This window comes from Horticoccus luteus (assembly GCF_019464535.1).
In the GTDB taxonomy this organism is placed as follows: domain Bacteria; phylum Verrucomicrobiota; class Verrucomicrobiia; order Opitutales; family Opitutaceae; genus Horticoccus; species Horticoccus luteus.
On sequence record NZ_CP080507.1, the window covers coordinates 1,310,665 to 1,335,146 of the forward strand.

A 24,482-nucleotide genomic window follows, 5' to 3' on the forward strand; every position below is an offset into this window, starting at 1 on the left:
CTTCGCACGAAACCAGCGGCAGGGGCGGGCTCGCAAGAGTGGAGTTGGCCGGCGCCGCGGGCGCCAAACGCGCGCAGGAAAACCGGTTGATCGCGCGCGGGGAGGCGGCGGCGGGTGAACCGGCGGGGCAGTTTTGGCTCGACAAATTGCCCCGACAAGGGTCTGGTCGTAAACTTTCCCGCCTGCGGCAGCCCGCAGAAGGGCATACACTATCTACATGAGCAAACGCAACATCCCGACCCGGAGGTTTATCAAGCCCAGCTTCGAGTTTCTAATCGAAAAGAAACGCGATGGAGCGGAGTTCTCCCAAGAGGAGATCCGTTATATCATTGATAGCACCCTAGATGGAGAGATGCCGAAGCATCAGCTCGCGGCGCTGGCGATGGCGATTTACTTCTCCGGCATGTCAGCGCAGGAGACGGCCGATCTGACGGAAGAGATGATGCTGTCGGGCGAAGTGATCGACTTATCGAGCATCGCGAAGCCCAAGATCGACAAGTATTCGACGGGCGGCGTGGGCGACAAGACGTCGCTGGTGCTGGTGCCCCTGGCCATGGCGGCGGGCGTCGTGGTGCCGATGATGTGTGGCGTGGAGCACGATTACATCATCAACGCGTTGGACAAACTGGCCTGCTTCCCGGGCTTCAAGGGCGAGCAATCGATCGATCAGTTCACCGCGCAACTCAGCCGGATCGGCGGGGCGATCGTGGCGCAGACCAAGGATCTCGCGCCGGCGGACGCGAAATTTTACGCGTTGCGGAAGGAGACGGGCACGATCCCGAGTCTGCCGCTCATCACGGGCAGCGTTCTCTCGAAGAAACTCGCCGAGGGCTCCGAAGGCCTCGTGATTGATGTGAAGTGGGGCAACGGCTCCTTTATCAAGGATCTTGAGCAGGCGAAGCAGCTGGCGCGGTCCATGACCCGCGTGGGGCGTTCGATGAAGCGCCGCTGTGTGGCGCTGGTGACGGACATGAACCAACCGCTCGGCGACACGGTCGGCACGGCGCTGGAAGTGCGCGAAGCGATCCAGTTGCTGAAGGGTGAAGGCCCGGAAGACATCAAGGAGCTCGTGCTCAAGCTCGGCATGGAAATCGTCCGCCTCGCGGGCGTGGCGGGTTCCACGCTGTCGGCGAAGCAAACCGTGCAACGGCATCTGACCGACGGTTCCGCGCTGCAAAAATTCAAGGATCTGGTGAAGGCGCAGGGCGGCGATACGACCATGATCGACCACCCCGAAAAACTGCCGCAGGCGAAGCACATTCGGAAACTGCCGGCGCCGAAGCGCGGCTATGTGCACACGATCAATGCGGCGATGATTGCGCGCGGCGTGCATCTGCTGGGCGCGGGCCGCGACGACCCGCATGACAAGATCGACTACTCGGTCGGCGTTTCGGAGATCAAAAAAGTCGGCACTCAAGTAAAACAGGGTGAACCGCTGATGATGATTCACTACAACGACGAGGCGAAGTTGGAGCAGGCGCTCGAATATTTTAAGAACGCCTACCGGCTCGCGCCGAAGCGGCCGACGCCGCCGCCGCTTGTGGTGGAGCGCGTGGCGTAAGGCTCACGACCAAAACAAAACCGACCGGATTTCCGGTCGGTTTTTTGTTTTTGTGAGCGCGGAGGGCGCGCCGAATTTGCTCCGCCGCAGGCCGTCGGCGGGACCAGCGGCCTACAGGCGGGGTTCACCCGTGGACTGAGGGCGGAGCGCCAGGAAGAGAGCTGCAGCGACGGCGGCGGCAGAAATCAGGACGGGGCCGGAGAGCGTTGCGGCGGCGGCGAGCTCGGCGGACTGCGCGATGAGATGGTCGGAAAGCGCGGCGAGGAGGTTGCGCCAATCGGCGAGACCCGGGCCGACTGCGCCTCGTTGCCAAGCGAAGAAGGCGCCGGCGGCGATTCCGACGCCGACGAGGATCGCGCGCCGCGAGAGGTGGAATGACCGCGCGGGTGGCGGCAGCGCGGCGAGGACGCGAGGCGTGAATCCGTCGTCGGGCAGATCGCCAGCGAGACGAGCGGAGAGAATCTGCTCGAGCGGATCGTCGGGCGGGAGAGGGGTCAGGTTTGGGGATTCCATGCGGCAAGCAGGTGACGAAGTTTTTCCTTACTGCGGGCGAGGTGCGTTTTCAACGTGCCGAGCGGACATGCGAGCAGGTCCGCGGCTTCACGGTGCGAGAGTCCTTGCTGATAACAGACGTGGACGACGTTTTGTTCTTCGGGCGAAAGCTGGGCCAGCGCGGTGTCGAGATCCTGGTTAAGATCCGAATTGCGGGCGGTGGCAGTGAGCGTGGCGTGGTCCGGGAGCGTGGCACAGGGGAACTCGCGTTGGCGCCGGCGGGCGTTGCGAAATTTATTGTGGGCGATGCCGAGGAGCCAGGTGGCGAAGCGCGCGCGGCCGGCAAAGCGAGGCAGCGTGCGGTGGACTTCGAGGAACGTTTCCTGGGCGAGATCGTCGGCCCAGGCGGCATCGCCGTGCGTGAGGTGGCGCAGGAAGCGCCGGACCGCGGACTGATGTCGGTGAACGAGTTCTCCAAACGCGCAGCGGTCGTCGTGGGCGACGATGCGGGCGATGAGTTCGTGGTCGGACGGGATCACGATTGGGGCGGGCGATCGAGGTCGGTGGACGGGTTGTTGCGGCGAAAGAGAGCGGTCAGGAGGCCATTGAGCAGGAGCGCGACACCGATGCCCCCGGTGATGTAGGCACCGATGAGTTGAGGGCCGGAGCCGACGTCGCGCAATCCGTAGTAGAGGCCGAAGGAAACGGCGAGAAGGATGAGGCCGCTGCGCAGGTCGTTCCGCGGGCCGCACCGGCGGCGCGAGCGGTCATCTGCCTGCTGCAATGCGGGCGGAAGCGGTTGACCTTTCTCCAAGGCGACACGCGCGGTGTCGTGCCAGAGTCGGCGGCGCTCGTGCGCAAAATACATGCTGAGAAAAACGATGAGGACGCCGCCGCTGATGGCAGAAATCGGGATCCAAAACGGCGAGATGGACGTTACGTTGGCGAAGTAGGAAGCGAGGTGGAGTTGCATAATGGATTCGAGAGTGAGTGTCGCCAGAGCGGCGTTTGGATGTGGGAAAGTGCGCAAAGTGAAAGAAAAGACGCCCCGGGGGAGATCAGGCCGCGTGGGTGCGGGCGCGCGAAGAAAAGCGAATGCATTGCCTTGCGGCGCGGGCGCGGGAAGATTTCTGCGTCGAGACCATGAGCCATTCGTCGCGCAGTATCGTCTGGATCGTCACCACGCAGTGGCGCGGGCAGGCGCTCGGGTGCGCGGGCGATGTGAACGCGCGAACGCCGGGTCTCGATGCGATGGCGGCGGGCGGGGTGAACTTTTGCGAGGCGGTGACGCCGCATCCATTCGGGCCGTTCGCGCGGGCGGCGATGCTGACGGGCGTGCTTTCGCCGGCGAACGGCGTGCGTGATTATTTCGACCCGCTGCCCGGAGGAGCGAGAACGGCGGCGCACGTTTTTGGGGAAGCGGGCTACGGCACGGGATTTTTCGGCAAGTGGCATTTGAGTGAGCGTGATCGCACGGCGCCGTTGGTTGGTGAAGCGCACGCGCGCAGCGTCGTGCCGGCAGCGCGACGGGGCGGGTTTGCGTTTTGGGAAGGTTTTGAGAGCGGATTTCAGCTCAACAATCCTTGGTTGCATGGCTCCGTGCTGCCGGAGCCGACGCAGTTTCGCGGCTACCAAGCGGAGGTCGTCTGCGCGCGCGCAGCGGAATGGTGTGCCGCGCAAACGGTGCCGTTTTTCGCCATGGTGAGCCTGGAGCCGCCGCATCCGCCGTATGGCGCAGCAGCGGCGGGCGTGGCGCGGCGGGCGCCGGAGGCGATGGTGCTCGCACCGAATGTGCCGCGTGGCGGCGAGGTGGAGCGGAGGGCGAGGGCAGAACTCGCGGGTTACTATGCGCACATCGAGGCGACGGACCGGGCGGTGGCGGCGCTGGCCGCGCGTCTCGACGCCGCAGGCAGCATCGTGGTGGTCACTTCGGTGCACGGCGACATGCACGGGGCGCACGGACTTTTTCGCAAAGGCTGGCCGTATGAGGAAAGCATTCGCGTGCCGATGATCGTCACGGGGATCAAAGGCGGGCGGGCGGCGGGCGGCCGGCGGGACGAGGCGTTGGTGTCGCTGACGGATTTACTGGCGTGGAGCCTCGGCTGGGCGGGAGTCGGGCCTTGCGCAGCGCCGGCGGAGGCGCAGCTCATTTCGATGCCGTCCGTCGTGGCGTTGCCCGATCAATGCGACCGGGTATGGCGCGGGCTGCGCACGAGGTCGCACAAAATCGTGTTGAACGACGACGGCGCGCCGTGGCTGTGCTTCGATCGCTCCGCTGATCCGTTCGAGCAGATCAATTTGGTCGGCGCGCCGGGCGTCGGCTCAATGGTGGACGCGCTGGCGCGGGAAGCGCGTTGGCGGTGGGCGCAAGTGCGCGGATAGCGGATCAGACGGGCGGGTGTCCGCGGCCGTTGGAGAACTGGCGGCGGATGGTGTCGCTGAGCTCGCGCAGCTTGATCGGTTTGGTGATGTAATCATCCATACCGGCGGAGATGCAGAGTTCGCGGTCGCCGTGGAGCGCGTTGGCGGTGAGGGCGATGATGCGCGGCTGGGCGTCGGGCGCGAGGAGGCGACGGATGGAGCGCGTGGCTTCGAAGCCGTCCATTTCGGGCATCTGGAGATCCATCAGCACGAGATCATACGGGCGCGACTGGACGGTGTGGACGGCTTCCTGGCCGTTGCACACGGCGTCGGCGCGATAGCCGAGACGTTCGAGGAAATGCAGGGCGACCTTTTGGTTCACGGCGTTATCTTCGACGAGGAGGATGTCGAGCGGGAGCTCGTCCGCGAGGGGACGTTCGCTTGGCGCGGCGAGAGGCGGAGGCACTTTGGTGGGCGCCTCGCCTTCCATCAGCGCCTGCAGGGTGCGCAAGAGCGAATAGGTTTTGAGGGGCTTGGAGGTCGTGGCGATGCGAAGGTCGCCGAGCACGGGTTTGGTGTCGCGCGCGTTCGGGAGGATGAGCAGGACGGGAATAGCATTTTGCCGCAAACGCGTCACGAGGGGTTCGGCTTCGGGCGTTTCGATCAATGAGGTCTCGACAATGGCGGCGAGGGGCGACGGCGATTTTTCGAGCGCGTTCAAGGCTGTCGCGATCGTGGACACAGACCGCACGCGCGCGCCCCAGCGGCGGAGGAGGCCTTCGATGCGGCGGCGATGGATTTCGGTGTCTTCGAGGCAAAGGATGTCGGCGTTGTGCAATGACGCGGGCAGGGTGGGCAGATTCGTGTCGGCGGGGACGGGCGCGCGTTCCGCACGAATGGTGAAGGTGAACGTGGAGCCCGTGCCCACCGTGCTGACGACGCGGATGCCGCCGCCCATCAGCGTGCAAAGGCGTTTGCAGATGGCGAGGCCGAGGCCGGTGCCGCCGTATTTGCGCGTGGTGGACGAGTCGATCTGACTGAAGGGGCGGAAGAGGCGGTCGAGGCGTTCGGCGGGAATGCCGATGCCGGTGTCGTGCACGGCGAATTCGACCTGGAGCGCGCCAGTATCGTGTTCGACGGCGGCGACGCGAACGTCGATGCTGACAGCGCCGGTCAGGGTGAACTTGATGGCGTTGTTGACGAGGTTGACGAGCACCTGGCGGAGGCGGGTGACGTCGCCCACGATATAGGCCGGCACGCTCGCATCGATGGCGTAACCAAGCTCGATATTCCGGGTGGCGGCGAATGAGGCGAAGAGGTCGAACGTGTCTTCGATGCAGCTCGTGAGATCGAAGGGGAGGTGCTCGATCTCCAGCTTGCCGGACTCGATTTTGGAGAAATCGAGGATGTCGTTGATGATGGTGAGCAGGGCTTCGCCGGATGAACGGATGGTGCCGACGAAGTCCTTCTGTTCGTCGGTGAGGGAGGTTTCGAGGAGAAGGCTGGTCATGCCGATGACGCCGTTCATCGGGGTGCGGATTTCGTGCGACATCGAGGCGAGGAACTCGCTCTTGGCGCGGGAGGCGGTGTCGGCATCGGACTTCGCGCGGCGGAGTTGATCTTCCATTTCCACGCGAGCGGTGATGTCGAATTCGATCGCGATGTAGTTATCGACCTCGCCGGCGTCGTTGCGCACGGGTTGGAGTTCGAGGTGGAGATGCGCGCGGCGGCCGGACTTCGAGTGGGAGACGACGTCGGCGTTAAAGGCTTCGCCTTGGGCGATGGCCTGGCGCAAGCCGCGAACGACGGCGGGGGGAGTATCGGGTGCGACGAGAGTGGCGAGGCCGGTGCCGATGACTTCGGGGAGCGCGAATTCGGTAAAGCGGGAGAAGCTTTCGTTGACCCATTCGATGCGGCCGTCGGGCGAACAGAGGATGACGAGGTTATCCGTGCGACTGGCGACCAGGGAGAGTTTGCGCGCTTCGGCCTGACTGGCGCGGAGGGCCTGATCGGCTTCCTTGCGGGCGGAAATATCCTGCAGGGTGCCGATGACGCGGAGCGCTTCGCCCTGCACGCCGACGGTGACGGCCTTGGCGCGGCAGTAGATCCAGCGCCATTGGCCGTCGCGGGCGCGCACGCGAAACTCGGATTCCATCAGCGGGCTTTCGCGATTCAGGCGCTTGTTCATCGTGGGCACGAAGCCGTCGAGATCGTCGGGATGAATCAGCTCCGTCCATGCTTCGAGGCGCGTGGCGAGGCGGTTGGGTTCGTAACCGAGCATGGTCCAGACGCTGGGACTGAAATGAACGACAGCGGTGGAGGTGAGGTATTCGTAAATGCCGATTTGCGTGCTCTCGAGCGCGAGGCGGAGGCGTTCGTCGGAGAGTTTGAGCATGGCCTCGACGCGGCGCCGCTCTTCATTTTCGGTGAGGAGCTTGCGGTTGGAGCGCTCGGCTTCGATCTGCCGGCGGTAGGCGGCGCCGGCGAGGTGCACCGTGAGCGCGAGCAAGAGCGAGATGCCGATGCCCGCCAAGAGCGCGAGCTCGGGGAGGAAACGGCGGGTGCGTTGGAGTTGCTCGGGCTTCGGGTCGAGGGTGAGGCGGACGCGGCGGTCCGCGATGTTGAACACCGCATCAATCGCGAAGGGGCCGTTTTTGACGTCGGACGCGAGATCGCGGCCATACACCAGGCGGCCGGCGATTTCGGCTTGGAGTCGATAAGCGGTGCGCAGATCGAAGAGCCGGTCCAGACGTTGAAAGAGCGGTTGGTAGGCGAACTCGCCCACGATGTAACCGAGCAACTGGTTATCGACGATGACGGGGGCGTAGATCGCAAAACCTGGGCCGTCGGCGCTGACGGTGAGCGAGCCGGAAATCGCGGGCGCGCCCGATTTGCGGGCGGCATTCGCGGCGGCGCGCCGCACGGGATCGAGAGAGTGGTCGAGGGAGGCTTTCTCTTCGTTGCCCGCGAGCGGAATGACCGCGCGGGTTTTCAGGCTCACGTCGATCCAACTGACCGATTGGCAGATGCCATTGGATTCGTGGACCATCGCGGCGGCGTCGGCGGCGGTGTCGCCCGGCAGGGTGCCGGGAGCGTTGTCATGCGTGAAATCCCAATTGCGAGCGATGCGCTCGACGGCGCGGGCGTCGCGATCAAATTCCGCGTCGAGGGCGGCGGCGAGATTGTTGACGGCGATCTGGGTGTTCGTGCTGAGGTAAACCGTCTCGCGTTCGCGCAAGGCGAGCCACAGGACCACCGTGAGACTTAGCGCAACAGCGGCTGCGGGGATCGGCAGCCACGCGGGCACGGGCGAGTCGGGGCGAGTGCGGTGATGCTCGCACGCGGCGAGCGAGAGCAAGGCGACACCTAGAATGAGGAGGCCGGTGGCAGGGAGAGGCGGGATGGCGACGCCGCCGATCCAGGCCGCAAACGTGGTATTACCGAGGCCGGCGCTCCCCAGCGACGCCGCGCCGAGCGAGACGACGGCGGACCCGCAGAGGGCGAGGGAGAGCGTGCGCCAACGTTGCGCCGTGGTGCCGACGAGAGCCACCGTGCTGACGGCACTCCATAAGAGGGCGACCTCGAAGAGCGGCGAATTGGAGGAGTCGTGATCGAGCAGATGTGCGGCGGCGAGCGGGCCGTTGGCGTTGAGGGCACCGGCGATGAGGGCCCAGCCGCTCAAGGCGATCGGCACCCAAGCAAGCAACGCGGCGTGGCGCAGACGGAGCGAAACACCAAACAGCGCCAACCCCAGAAAAAGCAGCGAAGCGGTGCCCTCCATGCTCAACGGCACATCGGTCGACCGCCACTGCAGGAGCGCCGGCCGGGGGACAAAAAAGCCGAACAGGGCCGATGCGACGAGCAGGAGAAGGAGAAAAGCCGACCCGGCCACCGTGCGTTGGAGCCATGATGGGCGTGGCAATGTCGGCAAGAAAGACATTCTTAAATTAGGGATAAACCCCTAGTGAAAACGACCGCGCGCCCGCGGAGCAAGCTCGCGTTTTGTTATTGCTGGGGCGGCGACGACGTTTTTTCGGGGCTGCGGGCAGTTTCCGGAGGCGGCGAGTCGGAATGGGTGAGATTGCGGAAGAAATTGGTCGGCCCCATGACAAAAGCCCAGGCGGGCTTGGCGAGGTTGCCGGTGAGCTTGACCTCCAAAACGGTCGAAAGCGGCGTCAGGACGGCTCCCATCAGGCTCTGGAGGAACAACTTGCTTTCTTGAAACGGATAAACGCGGGCGTTGAAATCGAGGGTTTTGCGGTCGAGCCGGTAGGTGCCGTGGCCTTCGATTGCGGAGTTGGCTCCGGTGAGGCTGACGTCGGAAAACGCGAGCTCGGGACCCTTGATATCAAATTTGCCGTGCGCGGCCGTGAAGCGCAGCGCGGTGAATTTGAGAAGATCGGACAGGAGGCCGAGCAGCTTGACCTGGCCGAGCTGCGAGCCTGCAAGCTCCGCATGGCCGGAACCGTGATAGCTGTAAGGATCGGTGAACATTCCTTCAGCCGCAGCGGCGAGATCCACGCGCACGTTGTCGGGGAGGGAACTTGGGCCGCCCGCTTTCGAGGATTGGGTGGGACCGAAAAATTTCTCCAGCGCGTGGCCGGCCAGCCCGAGGCGGGCGGAGTGCAGCTGCACGTCGAAGCGCAACCGGCGTTCGCCGCCGAGGCCGGTGACTTGCGCGGTGCCGGTGGCGAGGCCCTCGGCAAAATGCGTTTCGAATTTGTCGATGGTGAGGTTTCGATCGTTGAGTGCCGCGGTGAACTTCACGCCTTGCAGCGGAAAGTGGTAGAGCGAGAACTCGCCGGGGGATTCGGCGGTGATGGCGATCGTCTGGTGTTCGCCGTCGGCTGAGCCCGGGCCAGTGACACGTCCGCGCACGGTGAGATTGGGCGGAGTGGCGAAGGTGAACGGCTCAACGATCTCTTCGCCGAGGCGCTCGAAGATTTTGGCGGCGTCGTGGATCGGGACGGTCGAAGCGAAATCGAAATCGACGCTTTCCCATTCGCCGTTGGCGGCATTGACGCGACGGGTGAAGGTGCCGCGCGCGCCAGCGGTGTCGCGACTGAGCACGAGTTCCAAGCCGTCGTAAAAATCGGGGCGCACAAAGAGGCGCGTGTGCACGTGGGCGAAGGGCACGGCGCGGATGGCGGCGTCGGCACCATCGGCAAGCACGAAGACGTGAGAGAGATCCGCTTCGCCCCAGCGGCCTTGCACATCGACGTCGGCGGAGGGAGGCGGGCCGGGGAACGCGAAATTTGCGAAGAAGTTGTCCCACCAGTCGTGGAACCAAGGAGAAATTTGGCGCGGCCGAAGTCGTCCGCGCAGGAGAAAGCGATAATCCCGCGACGTGAGGTTGCCTGTGTAGCTGCCGCGCGCCTCCTGATCGCCCAGTTGGAGAATGATGTCGCTGGCCGTGAAATCGCCGTCGCGGAACAGAAGCCCGGCGCTGGCGCGCGCGAGTGGCACGCCGTGAAAATCGAGGTTGCGCGCGTCGAGCCGACCGGTGGCCTGCACGAGCTTGGGGCCCGGGCCGAATTCCGCTTCGAGCTGCACGGCGGCGGGAGGGCCGAGGGCGATCCACGCGGTGAGATCGTGGCCGAGTTTTTCGCCGACGTTGGCAATCCATGCCGCGGGCACAGAGGTTTCGAGGGCGACGTGGCCGGTGCGGCGTCGCCAATCTCCGCCACCGGCGAGGACTACGGGCGCTTCGAGCACGCGGGCGTTGAGCGAGCCGCCGACCTCGTCGCCGTCGATGGCGAGCGTCGCGAAGGGGGCTTCAATGCGGTAGCCGCGAAAGGTGGTTTCGGCGGCGGCAAATTCGAGGCCGCGAGGTTGCAAATCGGACCAGCGTTCGGCGGGGGCGGCCTGCCCGCGCAGCCACACGCGTTTCGCGGAAGCGGCGAGAGCGGGAAGATCGACGCCGGCCGTGCTTACTTCGAAATGGAGACCATTGGGGGCGCCGGTGAACGAGAACGAAGACTGGGCGCGCAGCGGGCCGGTGTGGATTTCCTGCGGCGCGAGAACCATCATGCCGCGCGCGTGGAGCGTCGCGGTGACGAAGGCGATGCGGGTATCGGAGGGCTCAAGTTCCAAGTGCAGGTCGGGCTGCTGCAGCGTGCCGAGGTGCCCGGAGAGTTCGGCGAGGCGGCGACTGAGCGTGGGAAAATAATGCGCGATCGCGTCGGCGAGGTTCTGGCGAGGCGACGAGGATTTGGCGGAGCGCAATTGCAGTGCGCCGCGGGCGGTGAGACGCAGATTGGCGATCTGCGCGGTGAATTGATCGATCGAGAGCAGCAAGCCATCGCGGCGCAGCGTGCAGTCGGCGTTGCGCAGCAACGGTTCGGCGGCGCCCGAGGGAGAAAACATCGCGGGCGTGAGGACTTCGAGGCCGGTGGCGCGCACGAGGCGTGGTTCGAAGCGGCCGACGAGGAGCGTCCACGGATCGAGTTCCACGAAGACGGCGCGACTGGTGAGCACAGGGTCGTGAATCGTGGTGGTGGAAAGCGCGACGTGCTCGAAGAGGATGCGGCCGGTGGGATCGAAGGTGGCGTGTTTGAAGGTGGCGACGACGTGGGCCGCGGCGAGGCGTTCCTCCATGGCGCGCAGCACGAACGCGGGCACGGCGAATTCGCGTTGCACGGCGATATGAATCTGCACGCCGAGGAGCACGACGAGGAGGAGCCAGAGCGTCCAGATGACGAAGGAGCAGACGCAGGACCAACAGATGCGCCCGGCCGCGCCGCAGAGTTGCCGCCACGATTTCATGGCAGCAGCGGCGTGGAACGAGCGGCGAAAGCGGCCGGGAACATGACGGCGCGATCAGGGCTTCGGGGCGGGCGAGGGACCGGGATCGCGCGAGCCGTAAGTGAGCGTCCACAGGGCGTCGAGGAACGGTTGTTCAACGGCGAAGACGGCGCCAAATTCAGCGGAGCCGGCGAGCTGGGTGGTGCCGCCGATGCGTTCGGTGAGGTCGAGGGTGGTGGTGCTGGCTTGTTCGCCGCCGACGCCGCCGACGAGGGAAATGGTGGCGGTGAGTTCGTATTTCCAGGGGCGGTTTTCGCCGCCGGAGAAGACGGAGGTGGGGAATGAATCGAGGACGAACTCCCGCGCGCGCAGCGTGCGGAGTTGATCGAGCAACGTCTGCACGGCGGTGCGGCGGGCGTCGGTTTCGCTCGCGAGGGCGGCGGCCCATTTTTCGTCGGGCTTGAGTTCGCGCGAGTAAATGACGGCGCCATCGGGCAGCGATTTGAGCGTGATCGCGGTGAGGCGGGCGCCGGGCGGGAGGGCGCGAAGGAGGCGGTCGCGGTAATGCAGCGGGTCGGGCGTCGTTTCCGGGAGAATTTCCGGATCGACGAGGTAGACGAAGGGCGCGTTGGCGAGGCGGGCGTAGGCGCGACCGTCGCGATTGCCGCTGGTGCCGATTTGCAATTTGGGCAGCGGGGGCGCGGGGTTGATGCCGGTGGCGGCGGCGGTCGTCAGGGTGATTTCGCGTTCGGGGCGGTTGAAGCCCCAGTTTTCCAAATCGGCGGCGCTGGGGGCGTCGCTGACGAATCCGGAGGTGGAGCCGTCGGCGCTGCGTTGGGCGGAGAGGTGGGTGAGTTGCTCGAGCAGGCGTTGGACGAGTTTGGGGTCGGCGGGCTGGGTCTGCGAGCCACCGGCGGCGCGGCGGACGAGCTGCCAGGCACTGGCGTCGATGTCGCGTTGCAACACGAGGTCGGGCTGGTTGGGCGCGGAGATCGTGACGGCGGTGATGCCGTTGGGATCGAAGTCGAGGAGGCGGCGTTCGCGGAGGGTTTCCTGGGCGTTGCGCAAGGTGTCGAGGAGCGGGCGCGGGAGTTTGACGGTGAAGAGGGCGTTGCGGTCTTCGAGTTGGGCGTAGTATTCGACGCTGTCTTGTGTGGAGGTGGCCGCCGCAGCGCTGACGGGGTCGCCGAGGAGAAGGGTTTCGCGTCGGCTGTTGCCCTCGAGCGTGAGGCGCAGGGAGGGGTTGGCGGCGGGCGCGTTTTCGGTGCTGCCGCGGGGGAGGAAGTTGACGACGCGGAGGGCGTTCAGGCTGTTGATCGCGAGTTCCGTGGCGGACTTGCTGGCGCGGGTGAGGATGGGCGTCTCGAAGGACCAGCGGTTGCCGTCGCGGCGGATGCGGATGCGGAGATTGGCGGGCGGGGCGGTCTGGAGGTTGAGCGAACGCACCTCAAAGACGGGGATGGTGAAAATGGTTTCGGCGCGAAGTTGGTCGGCGGGAATGGAGAGGCTGTCGGCGAGGGTGCGACTGACGACGTGCACGCGCTGGCCGTCGGGCGAGAGGACGTAGAGGCGGTTGCCGACGTTGGTGGCGTCGCCAATCAGAAGGGTGATGGGTTTCGCGGCGCCGCCGGCGGCGGTGGAATCGCCGGAGGTGAAGCGGACGGTGAGCGAAGGATGGTCGAGGCCGTAGTCGGCGAGGGACTGGTTGTTTTGCGCGAGGTCTTTGACGGCGAAACTGGTCTCATGCTCGAGAAACTGGAGTTCGTTGAGGATGCGGCTGACGGCGTTGGGATTGGCGGGCCAGTCGATGGGCGAGGTGAGATACCAGCCGTCGGCGCGGCGTTGGAGGCTGACGTTGCGGGCGGGGTTGGTGCTGGTGATTTCGAGGGAGCGGATGTCGGCGGCCTCGGGGCCGAGGACGAGGCGGCGGGCTTCGAGGGAGGCGCGTTCGGTGCGCCAGCCGCGTTCGAAATTGAAGATGAAAAAGAACAGCGCGACGTTCAGAAAAATGAGGACGAGCGTGACTTTGGTGCGCATGCGGAGAGGAGTGGTTTAGTTGCGACGCGACCAGTAAACGGCGAGGCCGAGAAGGGCGGCGATACCGGGCAGGACGAGCAGGATGCAGTAGCGGAGGCGAACGAGATCCTGTTGTGAAAGGGAAAGTTGGAAGCGCTCGATGGGGCGGGCGGGGACGTTGAGCTGGGTGTCGCGATCGACGGCCCAGTTCACCGCGCCGAGGAAGATGTTCAAGTTGCCGGCGTTGACGATGCGGGTGTTGGAGACGAGGTCGCCGGTGCCGAAGACGACGAGGCGGCCGCCGCGCACGCTGAAGGGGAGGTTGTCGCGCACCTGCACGCGTTCGGAGGCGACGGCGACGCCGAGGCGGTTGGGCGGATCGAGCGCGGGAATGCCTTTGAGGTCGATGCCGGGGTTGTATTCCGGCGTGCGGGAGACGCGGTAGCTGCGTTCGCCCCAGGCGGTGGGCGCGGTGGCGGCGAGCGTGGTGACGGTGACGTTGTTACCGGGCGCGCGCGCGGGATCGGGCCGGATGCTGCGGCAGAGTCCCAGGCGCAGGCCGATTTTGTAATCGAGCAAGGTCTGCGTGATGGGGTGCGGGGCGAAGTCGCGGATGATGAGGTCGCCGTTGTCGGCAAAGCTGCTGGGACTGGTGTCAGCGATGAGGACGTCGTCGGCGAGCACGCCCCAATCGAAGAGGAGGTTGTCGAGGCCGGCCTCGACCGCGGGCGGCAGCAGGAGGATGAGGCGGCCGGCGTGTTCGCTGAGGAACTGGCGGAGGAGCTCTTCCTCGAAGGGAGCGTAGCGGCCTTGCGGCGCGGCGATGATGAGGAGGGAGGCATCATCGGGGACCTTGCGCGTGACGTTGAGATCGAGGAGTTCGACCTTGAAATTGCGTTCCCGAAGCTGGTCGGCGGCGGCGGAGAGTCCGCGGACGGGGTCGACGTCGTCGGGGCGGAGTTCACCGTGGCCGGTCAGAAAATAGATCTTCTTGTGCTCGGGGTTGGAGACGTCGAGGAGGCCGGCGGTGATCGCCTGTTCGCCGCGGAAGGCTTTTTTCTCGCGGTTCTCCACGCGGTAAAGGTCGCCGGCGGAGATGGCGGTGCGTTCGTCGCCGCAGATGAGGACGATCTGGTTGGGTTGATCGATGCCGAGCTGCTCAGCTTCGCGGCGACGTTGGTAGACATCGAAGTAGTCCACGGCGATGCGGCCGTTGGGATTTGATTCGCTGGCGTAAACGTATTCGCGGAGCAGGCCGGAAACATCGCGGTAGGCCTGGGCGATGTCGGGGTTTTCGGCGTCTTCCGAAAAAGTCACCACGATGTGCACCGGCCGCGGGAGGTTTTTGACGTAGGAGAGCGTTTCGGGCGAGAGCGAGTAACGGCGGTGGGCGGTGAGGTCGTAGCGGAGGGGGTAGTTGCGGGCGAGGTAGTTGAGGCCACCGAAGAGCGTAAGGAACAGGATCGCCTGCAGCACCAGGTTGACGGTGCGCAACCAGCGGGCGGCGCGGAAGCTTTCGAAAAAGGCCATGGGGCGTCAGCTATGGAGCAATTTGGCTTCGACGCCGAGGATGCTGAAAATCAGGACCAGCACCGTGCCGCTGAGGTAAAAAAGGATCTGGCGGGTGTCGACGACGCCGCGCGTGAAGTCTTCGAGGTGTTGGAAAATCTGGGCGTATTCGACCGCGCTTTTGACCGGAGAGAGGACATCGCGGTTGAGCCATTGGGCTTGGGCGAGAAAATTGGTGCCGACGATCAACGCGAAAATCATGGTGAAACCGAGAATGCCGGCGACGGCTTGGTTGCGCGACAGCGAGCTGGCGAAAATACCGATCGCGATGAACAGGAGGCCCGACACCGCCACGAAGAGAAATCCGCCGACGAGCGGGCCGGGGTCGAGGAAGTGGTCATCGCCGGCGAAACGCGAGAGGATGTAAAAAAAGCCGCCGGTGGAGGACCACAGCAGCATGTAGAGGAAGTAGGCGGCGCCGTATTTGCCGAGGACGACCTCGGTGGTGGTGACGGGGGTGGTGAGGAGCGTCTCGATGGTGCCGAGGCGGCGCTCCTCGGCGAGCGACTTCATGGTGAGCAGAGGCACCATGAAGAAAACGGGGAGCCAGAAGGACTGGAAAAACATCTGGGCGGGCGAGGTTTCCTGCGGGGCCTTGCTGAAGGCCTCGAGGATGCCCGTGAACATGAAGCCCATCACGGCGAGAAAAAGCGTGGCGGCGATGTAGGTGCTCGGGTTGACCAGCAGCATGCGGATCTCGTGGCTGAGCAGGGTGAGAAAATGCTTCATGCTAATTCTTGCGGAGATCTTCGCTGCGGACATCCCAACTGCGGCGGGTGGCCGCGAGGAAGACGTCTTCGAGCGTGGGATGAGCACGGCTTAAGGAACGGAGGCGGAAATCCGCACGGGCAGAGAGCGCGTGCAACAATGCTTCGCCGAGCTCGGTGTCGTGGGAGGTGGTGAGGCGGAGCGCGCGAAAACCGTCGGCGTCGGGTTCGCCGGTGGTGACCACGTGAAGTTCCGGATCGACGGCCGTGAGCACGGCGGGGAGCGCGGCGACATCGCCGGCGAACTCGAGTTCATACGTGGACCGGCCGAGGATCTCGCGGCGCAGTTCGGCCGGCGTGCCCTGCGCGACGACGCGGCCCTGATTGATGATGAGCACGCGATCGCAGGTCATTTCGATCTCCGGCAAAATATGCGAGGAGATCAACACGGTCATGCGGCCGCGGAGGCTGGCAATGAGATCGCGGACAATGAGGATTTGATGGGGATCGAGGCCGATGGTGGGCTCGTCCATGATGATGACCGGCGGTTCGGCGAGGATGGCTTCGGCGATGCCCACGCGTTGCCGGAAGCCCTTCGAGAGTTTGCCGATGATTTTGTGGCGAACGCGTTTCAGGTCGCAGAGCTCCAGGACCTCGTCGATGCGCGGGCTGAGTTTGCGGCGGGTGAGCTCCTTGAGGCGGCCGCGAAAATAGAGGTATTCGGAGACGCGCATATCCTCGGGCAGCGGATTGTTTTCCGGCATGTAGCCGATCTGGCGTTTGACCATGTCGGGCTGCGTGGCGGCGGGAATGCCGCAGATGGAAACGTGACCGCTGGTGGCGGGCAGGTAACCGGTGAGGATGCGCATCGTGGTGGATTTGCCGGCGCCGTTGGGGCCGAGGAAGCCGAGGATTTCGCCGCGCGCGACGGAGAAACTGATGTCGTTGACCGCGGTCGCGCCGGCATAGCTCTTGACGAGATGGCGGACTTCGATGGCGGGAACGGGATCGGACATTGGCAGCAGCTTCAGCCGGTGGACGGCGGCGCTCAACTTTCTTTCTCGATGGTGACTTCGCCGGCGCGGAACGGGCGCAAGCGGCCGCGGGCGTCGCGGAGGAGAAGGGAGCCCTCGTCATCGATGCCGGCGGCGAGGCCGGCGAAACGTTGCTCGCCTTGCAGCACGGCAATCGCGCGGCCGCGCAACGTGTCGTAACGCTGCCAGCGCTCGGCGAAGGCGGCGGGAGCATCGCCATCGAGGAAGCGGCGGTAATCGAGCAGGGTGCGACCGATGAGGGCGGCGGCGAAGCGATTGAGGTCGAGCGGGGCGCGGGCCTGTTCGCCGAGCGAAGTGGCGCGGCGGCGGAGATCGGCGGGCCAATCGCCGGGGGAGGTGTTGACGTTGAGGCCGAGGCCGAAGACGAGCTCGTGAATCAGATCGGCGTCGATGCGCGCTTCAGTGAGGACGCCGCCGGCTTTGCGCCCGTCGAACACGATATCGTTGGGCCACTTGATGCCCGGCGAGAGGCCGGCGAAATGGTGGATGAGTTCGCAGACGCCGAGGCCCATCCAGAGCGTGAACGTGCTCATGTGGGAGGGCGGGATTTGCGGGCGAAACGCGAAGCTGGCGTAGATGTTGCCTTGATTTTCACTGTGCCACGCGCGGCCGAAGCGACCGCGGCCGGCAATCTGGCGACGGGCGAAAACGGCGAAGGGCGCGGGGCGGCCGGCGGCGAGCAGGCGGGTGGCCTCGGAGTTGGTGCTATCGATCTCATCGAGAATGATGAGCGGGCATTCGCGCGCGCGGCCTTTTTGCAGCGCGCGGATGGCGTGAATCGAAAGCGTGTCGGGCACGGACCGAGTGACCGCGGGAGCGGCCGAGATGTCGAACGCGAAGTGCACAGGAGCGGTCCGCCGACGGTTGCGAAACGCGGCGATGAAGACATGATGGCGCGCATGACGTTCGAAGAATTTACGAACGCGGCCGCGCCGGCGGGTTGGCCGCCGCCGCTGGAGGCGTTATGGCACGAGCAGCGAGGGGATTGGGAGCGGGCGCATCAGGCGGCGCAAGCGGACCACGGGGCGGCGGCGGCGTGGGTGCATGCTTATCTGCACCGCGTGGAAGGCGATGAGGGCAACGCCGCGTATTGGTATCGGCGGGCCGGGAAGTCTCTGCCGCCCGCGGGCACCGCCTGGGCCGAGGAGCGCGCGGCGATTGCGCGGGCGTTGCTGGCGGATCCGGTGCGTGGATCGTAGGCCGCGGAGGGGGCGGTCGGCGGCGAGGGCATGCCGCGGGGGCGCGGAGCGCGAGCGCTGCGTCTTACTTGTCGGTCGGCGCGCCGAAACCGCCGTCGCGCGAGAAGGCGCGGTTGGTCTGGCGTTTGATGTAGTCGGCTTCCGCGGTGTCGCCGGAGCGACGGGCGTCCTGCGCGTCTTCCTTGAGGTCGGAGATGTTCTTTTTGCGTTCGTCCTCTTGATACATGAGGAGGGCGACGCCGCGATTCATGCCGGAAAGCGGCACGTAGCTCAGGCCGGCGTAGCGCTGCATGGCGATGTCCATGAGTTCGCTTTGCGTGTGGAGATCGCGTTCGCGAAACACCTCCGGTTTTTTCTGCTGCACGACGTATTTAGGCAGACGGATGATGCCGTTGCGGGGTTTGTCTTCGTCGCGCAAGTCCACGTTCTCTTCCTCGGGCTTCGGCTTCGGCGGCGGGTTGTATTTGGGCATGCTCGCGGCGAGCGCGGCGGCGACGTCGCCGGAGATGGCGCGCTGGCGCTTGGGTGCGGGTTGGCCCGAGGTGACGGGCTCAGCGGGCGGAGCGGCGACGGGGGATTGAGCGAGGAGGCTGGCGCCGGGGACAACCGCCAGGGCGGCGAACAGGGAGACGAGCGCGGGCGTTTTCATAAGGGGGTGTGACCGGCGTGGTGGGGTGATGTTCAAGCGGAGAACGCACTCGGGCGACGCGCGGGGAGGCGCGCGAGAACGGCCGGGTCAGGCGTCGCGGTGCACGCTCGCGGGGGAGAACGCGGGAAGGCAGATGGCGAGGTATTCGGCGCCGGCGGGCGTGCTGTAGCGGACCCATTCACCGCGGTGCGCGATGACGGCCTGGCCGGCGGCGACGTCGAGCGTGCCAGTCCGAGATTCGACACGCAGCGTGCCGCCCAGCACGACGGTGAACTCGTCGAACGCGGGCGTCTGGCCGGGCTCGACCCAACCGGCGGGGCTCGTCATGCGTGCGATGCTGAGGGCTTCGGTGCGCGAGTTCACGCGGCCGACAAATTCTTCGATGCGTTTCGGTGGTTCACCGGCGCCGGGAATAATGGTGGGAGCGGGAATCAGGGTGGGCATGGGGAGTGGAAATCGGGTATGGTGTGGTGACGGCCGAATGTTTCCTGCGTCAAGCGGGCAGGCAGACGAATCCCGCGCCGCGAAGAAGAAGGCTGGCTGAGCCGGATCAGGAGCGCACCTGCCCGTGGCCGGTGACCTGCCACTTGTAGGAGCAGAGTTCGCGCAGGCCCATGGGACCGCGGGCGTGCAGGCGGTCGGTGCTGATGCCGATCTCGGCGCCGAGGCCGAATTCGAAGCCGTCGTTGAAGCGCGTGCTGGCGTTCCAGAGGACGGCGGCGCTGTCGACGGCGGCGAGGAAACGGCGGGCGGCGGTTTCGTCGTCGGTGACGATGGCTTCGCTGTGCGCGGAGCTGTCGCGGTTGATCGTGGCGATGGCGGCGTCGAGCGAATCGACGACGCGCACGGCGAGAATGTAGTCGAGGAACTCCGTGGTGTAATCGGCGGGGACGGCGGCGGTGTGGGGGAGGTTGGCGGTGGCGAGAATGGCGGCGCTGGCGGGATCGCAGCGGAGCTGGACGTTTTTCGCGGCAACGAGGGCGCGGGCGAGGCGGGGCAGGAGGGTGGACGCGACGTCGCGGTGGATGAGGAGTTGCTCGGCAGCGTTGCAGACACCGGGGCGCGAAGTCTTCGCGTTGACGATGATGTGTTCCGCCATCGCCGCGTCGGCGGCGCGGTCGACGTAGACGAAGCAGACGCCCTTGTAGTGTTTGATGACGGGAATCGTGCTGTTCGCGGTGACGAAGCGAATCAGGCTTTCGCCGCCGCGGGGGATGATGCAGTGCACGAGTTCGTCGAGCTTGAGCAGCGTGGTGAGCGCGGCGCGCTCGGTTGTGGGGATAAGTTGCACGGCATCGGCGGGGAGTCCGGTGGCGGCGAGGGCGGCGGACACGAGCGCGGCGAGGGCGGTGTTGGTGTGGAAGCACTCCTTGCCGCCGCGGAGGATCGCGGCGTTGCCGGATTTCAGGCAGAGGACGGCGCAGTCGATGGTGACGTTGGGGCGGGCTTCGTAAACGATGCCGATGACGCCGATGGGCACGCGAATTTTGCGGAGGACGAGGCCGTTGGGGCGGGTGGTTTCCTCGAGGAGTTCGCCGACGGGATCGGGCAATGCGGCGACTTCGCGCACACTGGCGGCGAGCTGGGCGAGGCGCGCGGGCGTGAGGGTGAGGCGGTCGATCTGCGCGGCGGCGAGGCCGTTTTCGCGGGCGGCGGCGAGGTCTTGACGATTCGCGGCGAGAAGCGCGTCGGTGGCGGCGGTGAGGCGGCCTGCGAGGTCGAGGAGGGCGGCGTTGCGCGCGCTCGACGGCGTCACGGCGAGCGCGAGCGACGCGGCGCGGGCGCGTTGAGCGAGGGACGTGACGAGAGCGGCAAGGTCAGCGGACATGAGCGGTGAATCTCGCAAGATTGCGGCGCAGCGCAAAATGAATTTCGGCGACGCCGGCGCGGGCGCGGCGAGTCGCGGGGGAGATGGGTGTTCGCTGCGATCCGGCCGCGCGGCGGAGCGCACGGCCCACCGTTGTTACGCGGAGACGTGCGGGAGGGCGGCGCCGCGCACCTGCGGCCAGCGGACGTGGGGAATCGCGGCGCCGAGATGTTGGACGCATTCGGCGCCGAGGATGGAGGCCACCGCACCCGCGTGGGCGAGCGAGGCGCCGCGCAGGTGGCCGTAGAGGAAACCAGCCGCCCAGGCATCGCCGGCGCCGGTGGTATCGACGACGCGGGAGACGGTCACGGGTGCGACGCGGTGAAGGGTGTCGCGTTGCGCGAGCCACGCGCCGTCCTTGCCCAGCTTGACGGCGGCGATGCCACCGAATGCGGCGAGCTCGCGGGCGAAGTTGGCATAGTCGTCGGTGCGATCGAACAAGGCGGAGGCTTCGTCTTCGTTGGCGAAGACGATATCCACGCCGAGGCGGAGTTGCGCAAAGATCCAATCGCGGGCGGCTTTGACGACTTCGAAGGACGCGAGGTCGATGCTGATCGTGCAACCGGCGGCGCGGGCGGAGGTGATGACCTGCTCGGCGAGGGCGGGGTTGAAGAGGAGGTAGCCTTCGATGTGGGCGTGGCGAGCGCCCTGGAAATCGGCGGGGCTGATTTCGGCGGGGCTCAACGTCATCGCGGCGCCGAGGTGGGTGCGCATGGTGCGCTGGCCATCGGGGGTGACGAGAGAGAGGCAGCGGCCGTGGGGCAGCGTGGCGCGTTTGACGTGCGAGCTGTCGGTGCCGGCGGCGGCGACGAATTCGAGGTATTGGGCGGCGGTGGGATCGCTGCCGACTTTGCCGACGTAGGAGGTGCGGAGGCCGAGTTGCGCGGCGGAGAGGATGGTGTTGGCCGCCGAGCCGCCGGGGGCGATGGCGAGGGCGCCGTCGAGCGTGCGCACGAGGCCGGCGAGGTCGGCATCGTCGACGAGGACCATGCCGCCTTTGTCGCCGGGGACGTGTTGCGTAAGGAAGGACTCGGGAACGTGCGCGAGCAGATCCATGATGGGATTGCCGACGCCGACGAGATCGAAGGTGGAGTGGGACATGAAGGGAGGTGGCTCAGGCGACGAGGTTGAGGCGGGGGGCGAGAAGTGGTTCGTCATCCACCTCGATCAGGATGGAATACTCGCCGGGCACAGGGAACGACAGCTTCACCATTTCATTGATGATGTTGATGTGATCGAGCGGGCTGTGGGAGGTGAAGGAGCGTTGAATGAGCGGCTGAAGTTCGGTGGGATCGCGGCCGATGGAGATGCGCAACTGGTGTTCGCCGGCGGCGACATCGGTGAGCGTGAGAAACCAGACCATGAAGGGATGCACGGCGGGATAACGAGCGGCGCGGATATTGGAGAAGGCGCCAATGAGGGTGTGTTTGCCGGTGGTGCGATCGATGTGCACGCCATCGCAGGTGAGCCAGACGAGGAGCTGCGGCTTGGAGTGCATGAGGGCGGAAAGTGGGGCGTTGGCGGAGGGGCGGCGCAACTCATTTTGCTTGGAGGCGGGCGCGGGGCGCGATCATGCTGGGAGGGTGAACCCGCTGTTTTCCACTGCCACCCATGCCGCGGCGGAGAGTCCGGCGGATCTGCCGCCGTGGGTGATTGCGATCGGCGCGGTGTTGGTGGCGATCGTGGGGGTGTGGCTGCTCGCGAAGGTGTTGAAGTGGGTGTTTTACTTCGTGCTGGCGGCAGCGGTGCTCGCGGGGGCGGCGGGGGTGATCTGGCTGGTGCTGCGCTGAGCAAGGGGCGGGGCGCAGGGCGTGGTGGCGTTTTGATTTGAGGATGCGGGCGAGCTGCGCTCACTCGGCAGATGGCAAAGTGGCTGCTTGTGGACGGATTTAATCTGGCGTATCGGTGTTTTCATGCGTTGCCGGAGCTGACGCGCGCGGACGGATTTCCGACCGGGGCACTGCACGGCTGGGTGAAGTCGTTGTGGAAGCTGATCGACCAGGAAAAGCCGGGTGCGACGCTGGTGTTCTTCGACCTCGGGGAGTCGGCGGATCGGATCGCGTTGCACGCGGACTACAAAGCGCAACGCAAGCCGATGCCGGACCCGTTGCGGCAGCAAATTGAGCCGATCAAGGCGCTGACGCGGGCGATGGGCCTGGCGGGGATCGAGGAGCACGGCGTGGAGAGCGACGACTTGCTGGCGGCGGAGGCGGTGAAGCTGGCCGCGGCGGGACACGACGTGGTGATCGTGAGCAGCGACAAGGATTTTGCGCAGATCGTGGGCGGGAAGATCACGATCATGCTGCCACCGCCATCGGCGAATCCGAAGCTGGGCTGGCGGCGGCTGGATGCGGCGGGCGTGCAGGAAAAGTTCGGGGTGCCGCCGGCGCAAATCGCGCACTACCTCGCACTCGTGGGCGATACGTCCGACAACATTCCCGGACTGGACGGAGTGGGCCCGAAGACCGCGGCGAAATGGCTCGCGGAGTGCGGCGGGAGCGTGGAGTGCGTGATTGAAAAAGCGGCCGAGCTGAAGCCGGAGCGCTTTCGCGCGGCCGTGGCCGAGCAGGCGGAGCGGCTGCGATTGAACCTGAAGCTGACGACCTTGAATCTCGCGCTGCCGGAGGTGAAACCAGAATGGCGGACGCCGGATCCGCAGGAGTTGTTCAAGCTGCTCGACGGTTTCGAAATGCGGTCAACGGCGGCGGAAGCGAGGAAGCGTTACGCGGATGCGAGCGGGAGCCCGGGCACGGTCGCGGTGCCCACACCGCCGTCAGCCGCGATGCAAGGCGAGCTGTTTTGAGCGACGACAGCGGGCGCGAGGCGCGCGACACGGCGAGGGTTACTCGCGGCCTTCGGAAGAAACGCCGCTGGGATCAAAAATGTAGCCGATGCCGTGGACGGTGCGGAAGGCGTCGAGGGAAGCGTCGTGGCTCTTGTAGAGCTCGCGCACTTTCACGATGTATTGGTCCAAGGATCGGCTGCGGATGTCGGCGTGAATACCCCAGACGGCGTGGATGAGCGCCTTGCGGGTGATCACGACGCCGGGCCGGCTGTAAAGGTAGGAAAGGATGCCAAGTTCTTTGCGACCGATTTTTTCGATGGCGCCGCCGGGGAAGGAAATTTCAAGGCGCTCGGGCGTGATGGTGGCGCCGCAGAACTCGAAAGGTTGGTCGCTGACGCGGACGTTTTTGGTGACGTTTTGATCGCCGACGGATTCGGCGCGCCGAAGGACGGCGCGGATGCGGGCGATGAGCTCGGCGTAGCTGAAGGGTTTCGTGATGTAGTCATCGCCGCCCATCTCGAGGCCCTTGATCTTGGCGTTCTCCTCGATGTTGCCGGTGACGAAAATCGTGGGCACGGAAATATCGTTCGCCTTGAGCTCTTCGAGCAGGGCGAAACCGGACTGGTCGGGCAGGCTGATGTCGAGGAGCAGGAGGTTCGCGAAATTACGTTTGAGGTAACGCAGCGCATGCTCGGCGCGGTTGCAGATCTGCGTCTGCATGCCGGCTTCCTGCAAGTGCACCGCGAGCACGGTGGCGAGATCCTCCTCATCTTCGACGACCACGATCAAAGGTTGAGGGGCCGCCCGGGGGGGCGAGGAAACGGAGGGATCGGCTGGCTGACTCGGCATAGGACGCGTTGCGGGCGGGCCTACTAACGTTCGCCGGCGGGAGGTTGTCAAAGCCAACTGAGGCGGGTGTGCGCCGGCGAAGAGGAGTTTCGCCGCGCCGCGGGTGACAGTAAGCAGTTACGAGGCGAAAGGATGACGCGGCGGGCGCAGCCCGCGGCGCTCAGATGTGAAACGGCGGCACGCCGACGGTGGCGATCAGTTGCAGCGCGCGCGCTTCGGCACGGCGCATCGCGCGTTTTTTGACGGGCTCAAGATCGTCATAGCCCGCGAGGTGGAGCCAGCCGTGAACGACGTAGAGGGTGAGCTCGGTCGCGAAGTCGCGGCGGTGGGCACGGGCGTAGCGCGCGGCGGTGTCGACGGACACGCAGACCTCGCCGGCGAGCCCGACGGCGGCGTCGCCTTCGAAGGTGATGACGTCGGTCGTAGTCGGATCGGCGAGAAAGTCGGCGTGGAGCCGGGCGAGGGCGGTGTCGGTGAGAAAGACGAGCGACAATTCTCCGGGCGGGCAGCCGCCACGGAAGCGTGCGGCGTGGCGATCAAGGATGGCGAGCGCGCGGGTGAGTTCGCGCCGCGGCACGCGCAGGCGGGGATAACGGTTGGCAATGGCGAGGGTGCGCGGGTCCACGAG

At 65.8% G+C, this 24,482-nt stretch carries 22 protein-coding genes; 5 read left to right on the top strand and 17 right to left on the bottom strand.

The features are described from left to right. Positions 1 to 217: 217 nt before the first annotated feature. Positions 218 to 1,561, top strand: coding sequence for a thymidine phosphorylase (locus tag K0B96_RS05310; protein WP_220164638.1), 1,344 nt, complete (start codon positions 218 to 220; stop codon positions 1,559 to 1,561). A gap of 111 nt (positions 1,562 to 1,672) precedes the next feature. On the opposite strand, the gene K0B96_RS05315 is transcribed toward K0B96_RS05310, so the two are convergent. Genes K0B96_RS05315 through K0B96_RS05325 form a run of 3 tightly spaced genes read right to left on the bottom strand, consistent with a single transcriptional unit; the run spans position 1,673 to position 3,026 of the window. Then, a complete protein-coding gene (locus K0B96_RS05315; RefSeq protein WP_220164640.1) occupies positions 1,673 to 2,074 on the bottom strand; it encodes a hypothetical protein in 402 nt (133 codons plus the stop codon). Next, entirely contained in the window at positions 2,056 to 2,592 is a 537-nt protein-coding gene (locus K0B96_RS05320) for an RNA polymerase sigma factor (RefSeq protein ID WP_220164643.1), read from the bottom strand. Before K0B96_RS05320 ends, K0B96_RS05315 begins: the two co-directional genes overlap by 19 nt. Then, positions 2,589 to 3,026: a DUF6249 domain-containing protein gene (locus K0B96_RS05325; protein WP_220164645.1), complete on the bottom strand. Its 438-nt coding sequence runs from the start codon at positions 3,024 to 3,026 to the stop codon at positions 2,589 to 2,591. The genes K0B96_RS05320 and K0B96_RS05325 overlap by 4 nt, the downstream gene beginning before the upstream one ends. Positions 3,027 to 3,196: 170 nt before the next feature. Between K0B96_RS05325 and K0B96_RS05330 the strand changes: the two genes are divergently transcribed. After that, on the top strand, positions 3,197 to 4,435 hold the full coding sequence (locus K0B96_RS05330) for a sulfatase-like hydrolase/transferase (protein ID WP_220164656.1): 1,239 nt from the start codon (positions 3,197 to 3,199) through the stop codon (positions 4,433 to 4,435). A 4-nt stretch (positions 4,436 to 4,439) separates the two neighbouring features. On the opposite strand, the gene K0B96_RS05335 is transcribed toward K0B96_RS05330, so the two are convergent. From K0B96_RS05335 to K0B96_RS05365, 7 genes are all read right to left on the bottom strand, one after another. Next, the gene (locus K0B96_RS05335) at positions 4,440 to 8,354 is read right to left on the bottom strand and encodes an ATP-binding protein (protein ID WP_220164658.1); all 3,915 of its coding nucleotides are present in this window, start codon (positions 8,352 to 8,354) and stop codon (positions 4,440 to 4,442) included. Positions 8,355 to 8,419: 65 nt separating this feature from the next. Then, the gene (locus K0B96_RS05340) at positions 8,420 to 11,179 is read right to left on the bottom strand and encodes a DUF3971 domain-containing protein (protein WP_220164660.1); all 2,760 of its coding nucleotides are present in this window, start codon (positions 11,177 to 11,179) and stop codon (positions 8,420 to 8,422) included. A gap of 54 nt (positions 11,180 to 11,233) precedes the next feature. Then, positions 11,234 to 13,195, bottom strand: coding sequence for a DUF4340 domain-containing protein (locus K0B96_RS05345; RefSeq protein WP_220164671.1), 1,962 nt, complete (start codon positions 13,193 to 13,195; stop codon positions 11,234 to 11,236). Positions 13,196 to 13,210: 15 nt separating this feature from the next. Further along, the gene (locus tag K0B96_RS05350; RefSeq protein WP_220164673.1) at positions 13,211 to 14,704 is read right to left on the bottom strand and encodes a GldG family protein; all 1,494 of its coding nucleotides are present in this window, start codon (positions 14,702 to 14,704) and stop codon (positions 13,211 to 13,213) included. Between the two features lie 6 nt (positions 14,705 to 14,710). Beyond that, the gene (locus K0B96_RS05355) at positions 14,711 to 15,472 is read right to left on the bottom strand and encodes an ABC transporter permease (RefSeq protein WP_220164675.1); all 762 of its coding nucleotides are present in this window, start codon (positions 15,470 to 15,472) and stop codon (positions 14,711 to 14,713) included. 1 nt (position 15,473) lies between these two features. Next, the gene (locus K0B96_RS05360) at positions 15,474 to 16,466 is read right to left on the bottom strand and encodes an ABC transporter ATP-binding protein (RefSeq protein WP_220164677.1); all 993 of its coding nucleotides are present in this window, start codon (positions 16,464 to 16,466) and stop codon (positions 15,474 to 15,476) included. A 32-nt stretch (positions 16,467 to 16,498) separates the two neighbouring features. Further along, positions 16,499 to 17,302: a biotin--[acetyl-CoA-carboxylase] ligase gene (locus K0B96_RS05365; protein ID WP_255558855.1), complete on the bottom strand. Its 804-nt coding sequence runs from the start codon at positions 17,300 to 17,302 to the stop codon at positions 16,499 to 16,501. Positions 17,303 to 17,404: 102 nt separating this feature from the next. Here K0B96_RS05365 and K0B96_RS05370 point away from each other — a divergent pair, with 102 nt between their 5' ends. Further along, positions 17,405 to 17,704 carry a hypothetical protein gene (locus tag K0B96_RS05370; protein ID WP_220164678.1) on the top strand — a complete coding sequence of 100 codons (300 nt, stop codon included), beginning with the start codon at positions 17,405 to 17,407 and terminating at the stop codon, positions 17,702 to 17,704. A gap of 64 nt (positions 17,705 to 17,768) precedes the next feature. Here K0B96_RS05370 and K0B96_RS05375 read toward each other — a convergent pair whose 3' ends face one another. The 5 genes from K0B96_RS05375 to K0B96_RS05395 all read right to left on the bottom strand — a co-directional run bounded on the left by K0B96_RS05375 (position 17,769) and on the right by K0B96_RS05395 (position 21,718). After that, positions 17,769 to 18,353, bottom strand: coding sequence for a hypothetical protein (locus K0B96_RS05375; protein ID WP_220164680.1), 585 nt, complete (start codon positions 18,351 to 18,353; stop codon positions 17,769 to 17,771). Between the two features lie 87 nt (positions 18,354 to 18,440). Continuing rightward, a complete protein-coding gene (locus K0B96_RS05380) occupies positions 18,441 to 18,797 on the bottom strand; it encodes a cupin domain-containing protein (protein ID WP_220164682.1) in 357 nt (118 codons plus the stop codon). Between the two features lie 106 nt (positions 18,798 to 18,903). Further along, on the bottom strand, positions 18,904 to 20,181 hold the full coding sequence (locus tag K0B96_RS05385) for a glutamate-5-semialdehyde dehydrogenase (protein ID WP_220164684.1): 1,278 nt from the start codon (positions 20,179 to 20,181) through the stop codon (positions 18,904 to 18,906). A gap of 135 nt (positions 20,182 to 20,316) precedes the next feature. Then, on the bottom strand, positions 20,317 to 21,321 hold the full coding sequence (locus tag K0B96_RS05390) for an adenosine kinase (protein ID WP_220164686.1): 1,005 nt from the start codon (positions 21,319 to 21,321) through the stop codon (positions 20,317 to 20,319). 13 nt (positions 21,322 to 21,334) lie between these two features. After that, positions 21,335 to 21,718 carry a DUF6941 family protein gene (locus tag K0B96_RS05395; protein ID WP_220164688.1) on the bottom strand — a complete coding sequence of 128 codons (384 nt, stop codon included), beginning with the start codon at positions 21,716 to 21,718 and terminating at the stop codon, positions 21,335 to 21,337. 85 nt (positions 21,719 to 21,803) lie between these two features. On the opposite strand from K0B96_RS05395, the gene K0B96_RS05400 reads away from it, so the two are divergent. Together K0B96_RS05400 and K0B96_RS05405 are read left to right on the top strand one after the other, a co-directional pair. Next, positions 21,804 to 22,010, top strand: a complete 207-nt coding sequence (locus tag K0B96_RS05400) for a hypothetical protein (protein WP_220164690.1) — start codon at positions 21,804 to 21,806, stop codon at positions 22,008 to 22,010. Between the two features lie 71 nt (positions 22,011 to 22,081). Next, the gene (locus tag K0B96_RS05405) at positions 22,082 to 23,023 is read left to right on the top strand and encodes a 5'-3' exonuclease (protein WP_220164692.1); all 942 of its coding nucleotides are present in this window, start codon (positions 22,082 to 22,084) and stop codon (positions 23,021 to 23,023) included. A 39-nt stretch (positions 23,024 to 23,062) separates the two neighbouring features. Here the strand turns inward: K0B96_RS05405 and K0B96_RS05410 are convergent, their stop codons facing one another. Further along, complete coding sequence (locus tag K0B96_RS05410) at positions 23,063 to 23,788, bottom strand: response regulator transcription factor (RefSeq protein ID WP_255558856.1); 726 nt, start codon at positions 23,786 to 23,788, stop codon at positions 23,063 to 23,065. 226 nt (positions 23,789 to 24,014) lie between these two features. Beyond that, on the bottom strand, positions 24,015 to 24,479 hold the full coding sequence (gene ybeY / locus K0B96_RS05415) for an rRNA maturation RNase YbeY (RefSeq protein WP_255558857.1): 465 nt from the start codon (positions 24,477 to 24,479) through the stop codon (positions 24,015 to 24,017). Positions 24,480 to 24,482 lie beyond the last annotated feature (3 nt).

Coding starts and splice junctions, on each gene's coding strand:
- K0B96_RS05380 (WP_220164682.1), bottom strand. CDS start 18,797: ATGCCCACCCTGATTCCCGCTCCCACCATTATTCCCGGCGCCGGTGAA.
- K0B96_RS05385 (WP_220164684.1), bottom strand. CDS start 20,181: ATGTCCGCTGACCTTGCCGCTCTCGTCACGTCCCTCGCTCAACGCGCC.
- K0B96_RS05350 (WP_220164673.1), bottom strand. CDS start 14,704: ATGGCCTTTTTCGAAAGCTTCCGCGCCGCCCGCTGGTTGCGCACCGTC.
- K0B96_RS05360 (WP_220164677.1), bottom strand. CDS start 16,466: ATGTCCGATCCCGTTCCCGCCATCGAAGTCCGCCATCTCGTCAAGAGC.
- K0B96_RS05310 (WP_220164638.1), top strand. CDS start 218: ATGAGCAAACGCAACATCCCGACCCGGAGGTTTATCAAGCCCAGCTTC.
- K0B96_RS05315 (WP_220164640.1), bottom strand. CDS start 2,074: ATGGAATCCCCAAACCTGACCCCTCTCCCGCCCGACGATCCGCTCGAG.
- K0B96_RS05325 (WP_220164645.1), bottom strand. CDS start 3,026: ATGCAACTCCACCTCGCTTCCTACTTCGCCAACGTAACGTCCATCTCG.
- K0B96_RS05370 (WP_220164678.1), top strand. CDS start 17,405: ATGACGTTCGAAGAATTTACGAACGCGGCCGCGCCGGCGGGTTGGCCG.
- K0B96_RS05340 (WP_220164660.1), bottom strand. CDS start 11,179: ATGAAATCGTGGCGGCAACTCTGCGGCGCGGCCGGGCGCATCTGTTGG.
- K0B96_RS05405 (WP_220164692.1), top strand. CDS start 22,082: ATGGCAAAGTGGCTGCTTGTGGACGGATTTAATCTGGCGTATCGGTGT.
- K0B96_RS05355 (WP_220164675.1), bottom strand. CDS start 15,472: ATGAAGCATTTTCTCACCCTGCTCAGCCACGAGATCCGCATGCTGCTG.
- K0B96_RS05330 (WP_220164656.1), top strand. CDS start 3,197: ATGAGCCATTCGTCGCGCAGTATCGTCTGGATCGTCACCACGCAGTGG.
- K0B96_RS05375 (WP_220164680.1), bottom strand. CDS start 18,353: ATGAAAACGCCCGCGCTCGTCTCCCTGTTCGCCGCCCTGGCGGTTGTC.
- K0B96_RS05335 (WP_220164658.1), bottom strand. CDS start 8,354: ATGTCTTTCTTGCCGACATTGCCACGCCCATCATGGCTCCAACGCACG.
- K0B96_RS05345 (WP_220164671.1), bottom strand. CDS start 13,195: ATGCGCACCAAAGTCACGCTCGTCCTCATTTTTCTGAACGTCGCGCTG.
- K0B96_RS05395 (WP_220164688.1), bottom strand. CDS start 21,718: ATGCACTCCAAGCCGCAGCTCCTCGTCTGGCTCACCTGCGATGGCGTG.
- K0B96_RS05390 (WP_220164686.1), bottom strand. CDS start 21,321: ATGTCCCACTCCACCTTCGATCTCGTCGGCGTCGGCAATCCCATCATG.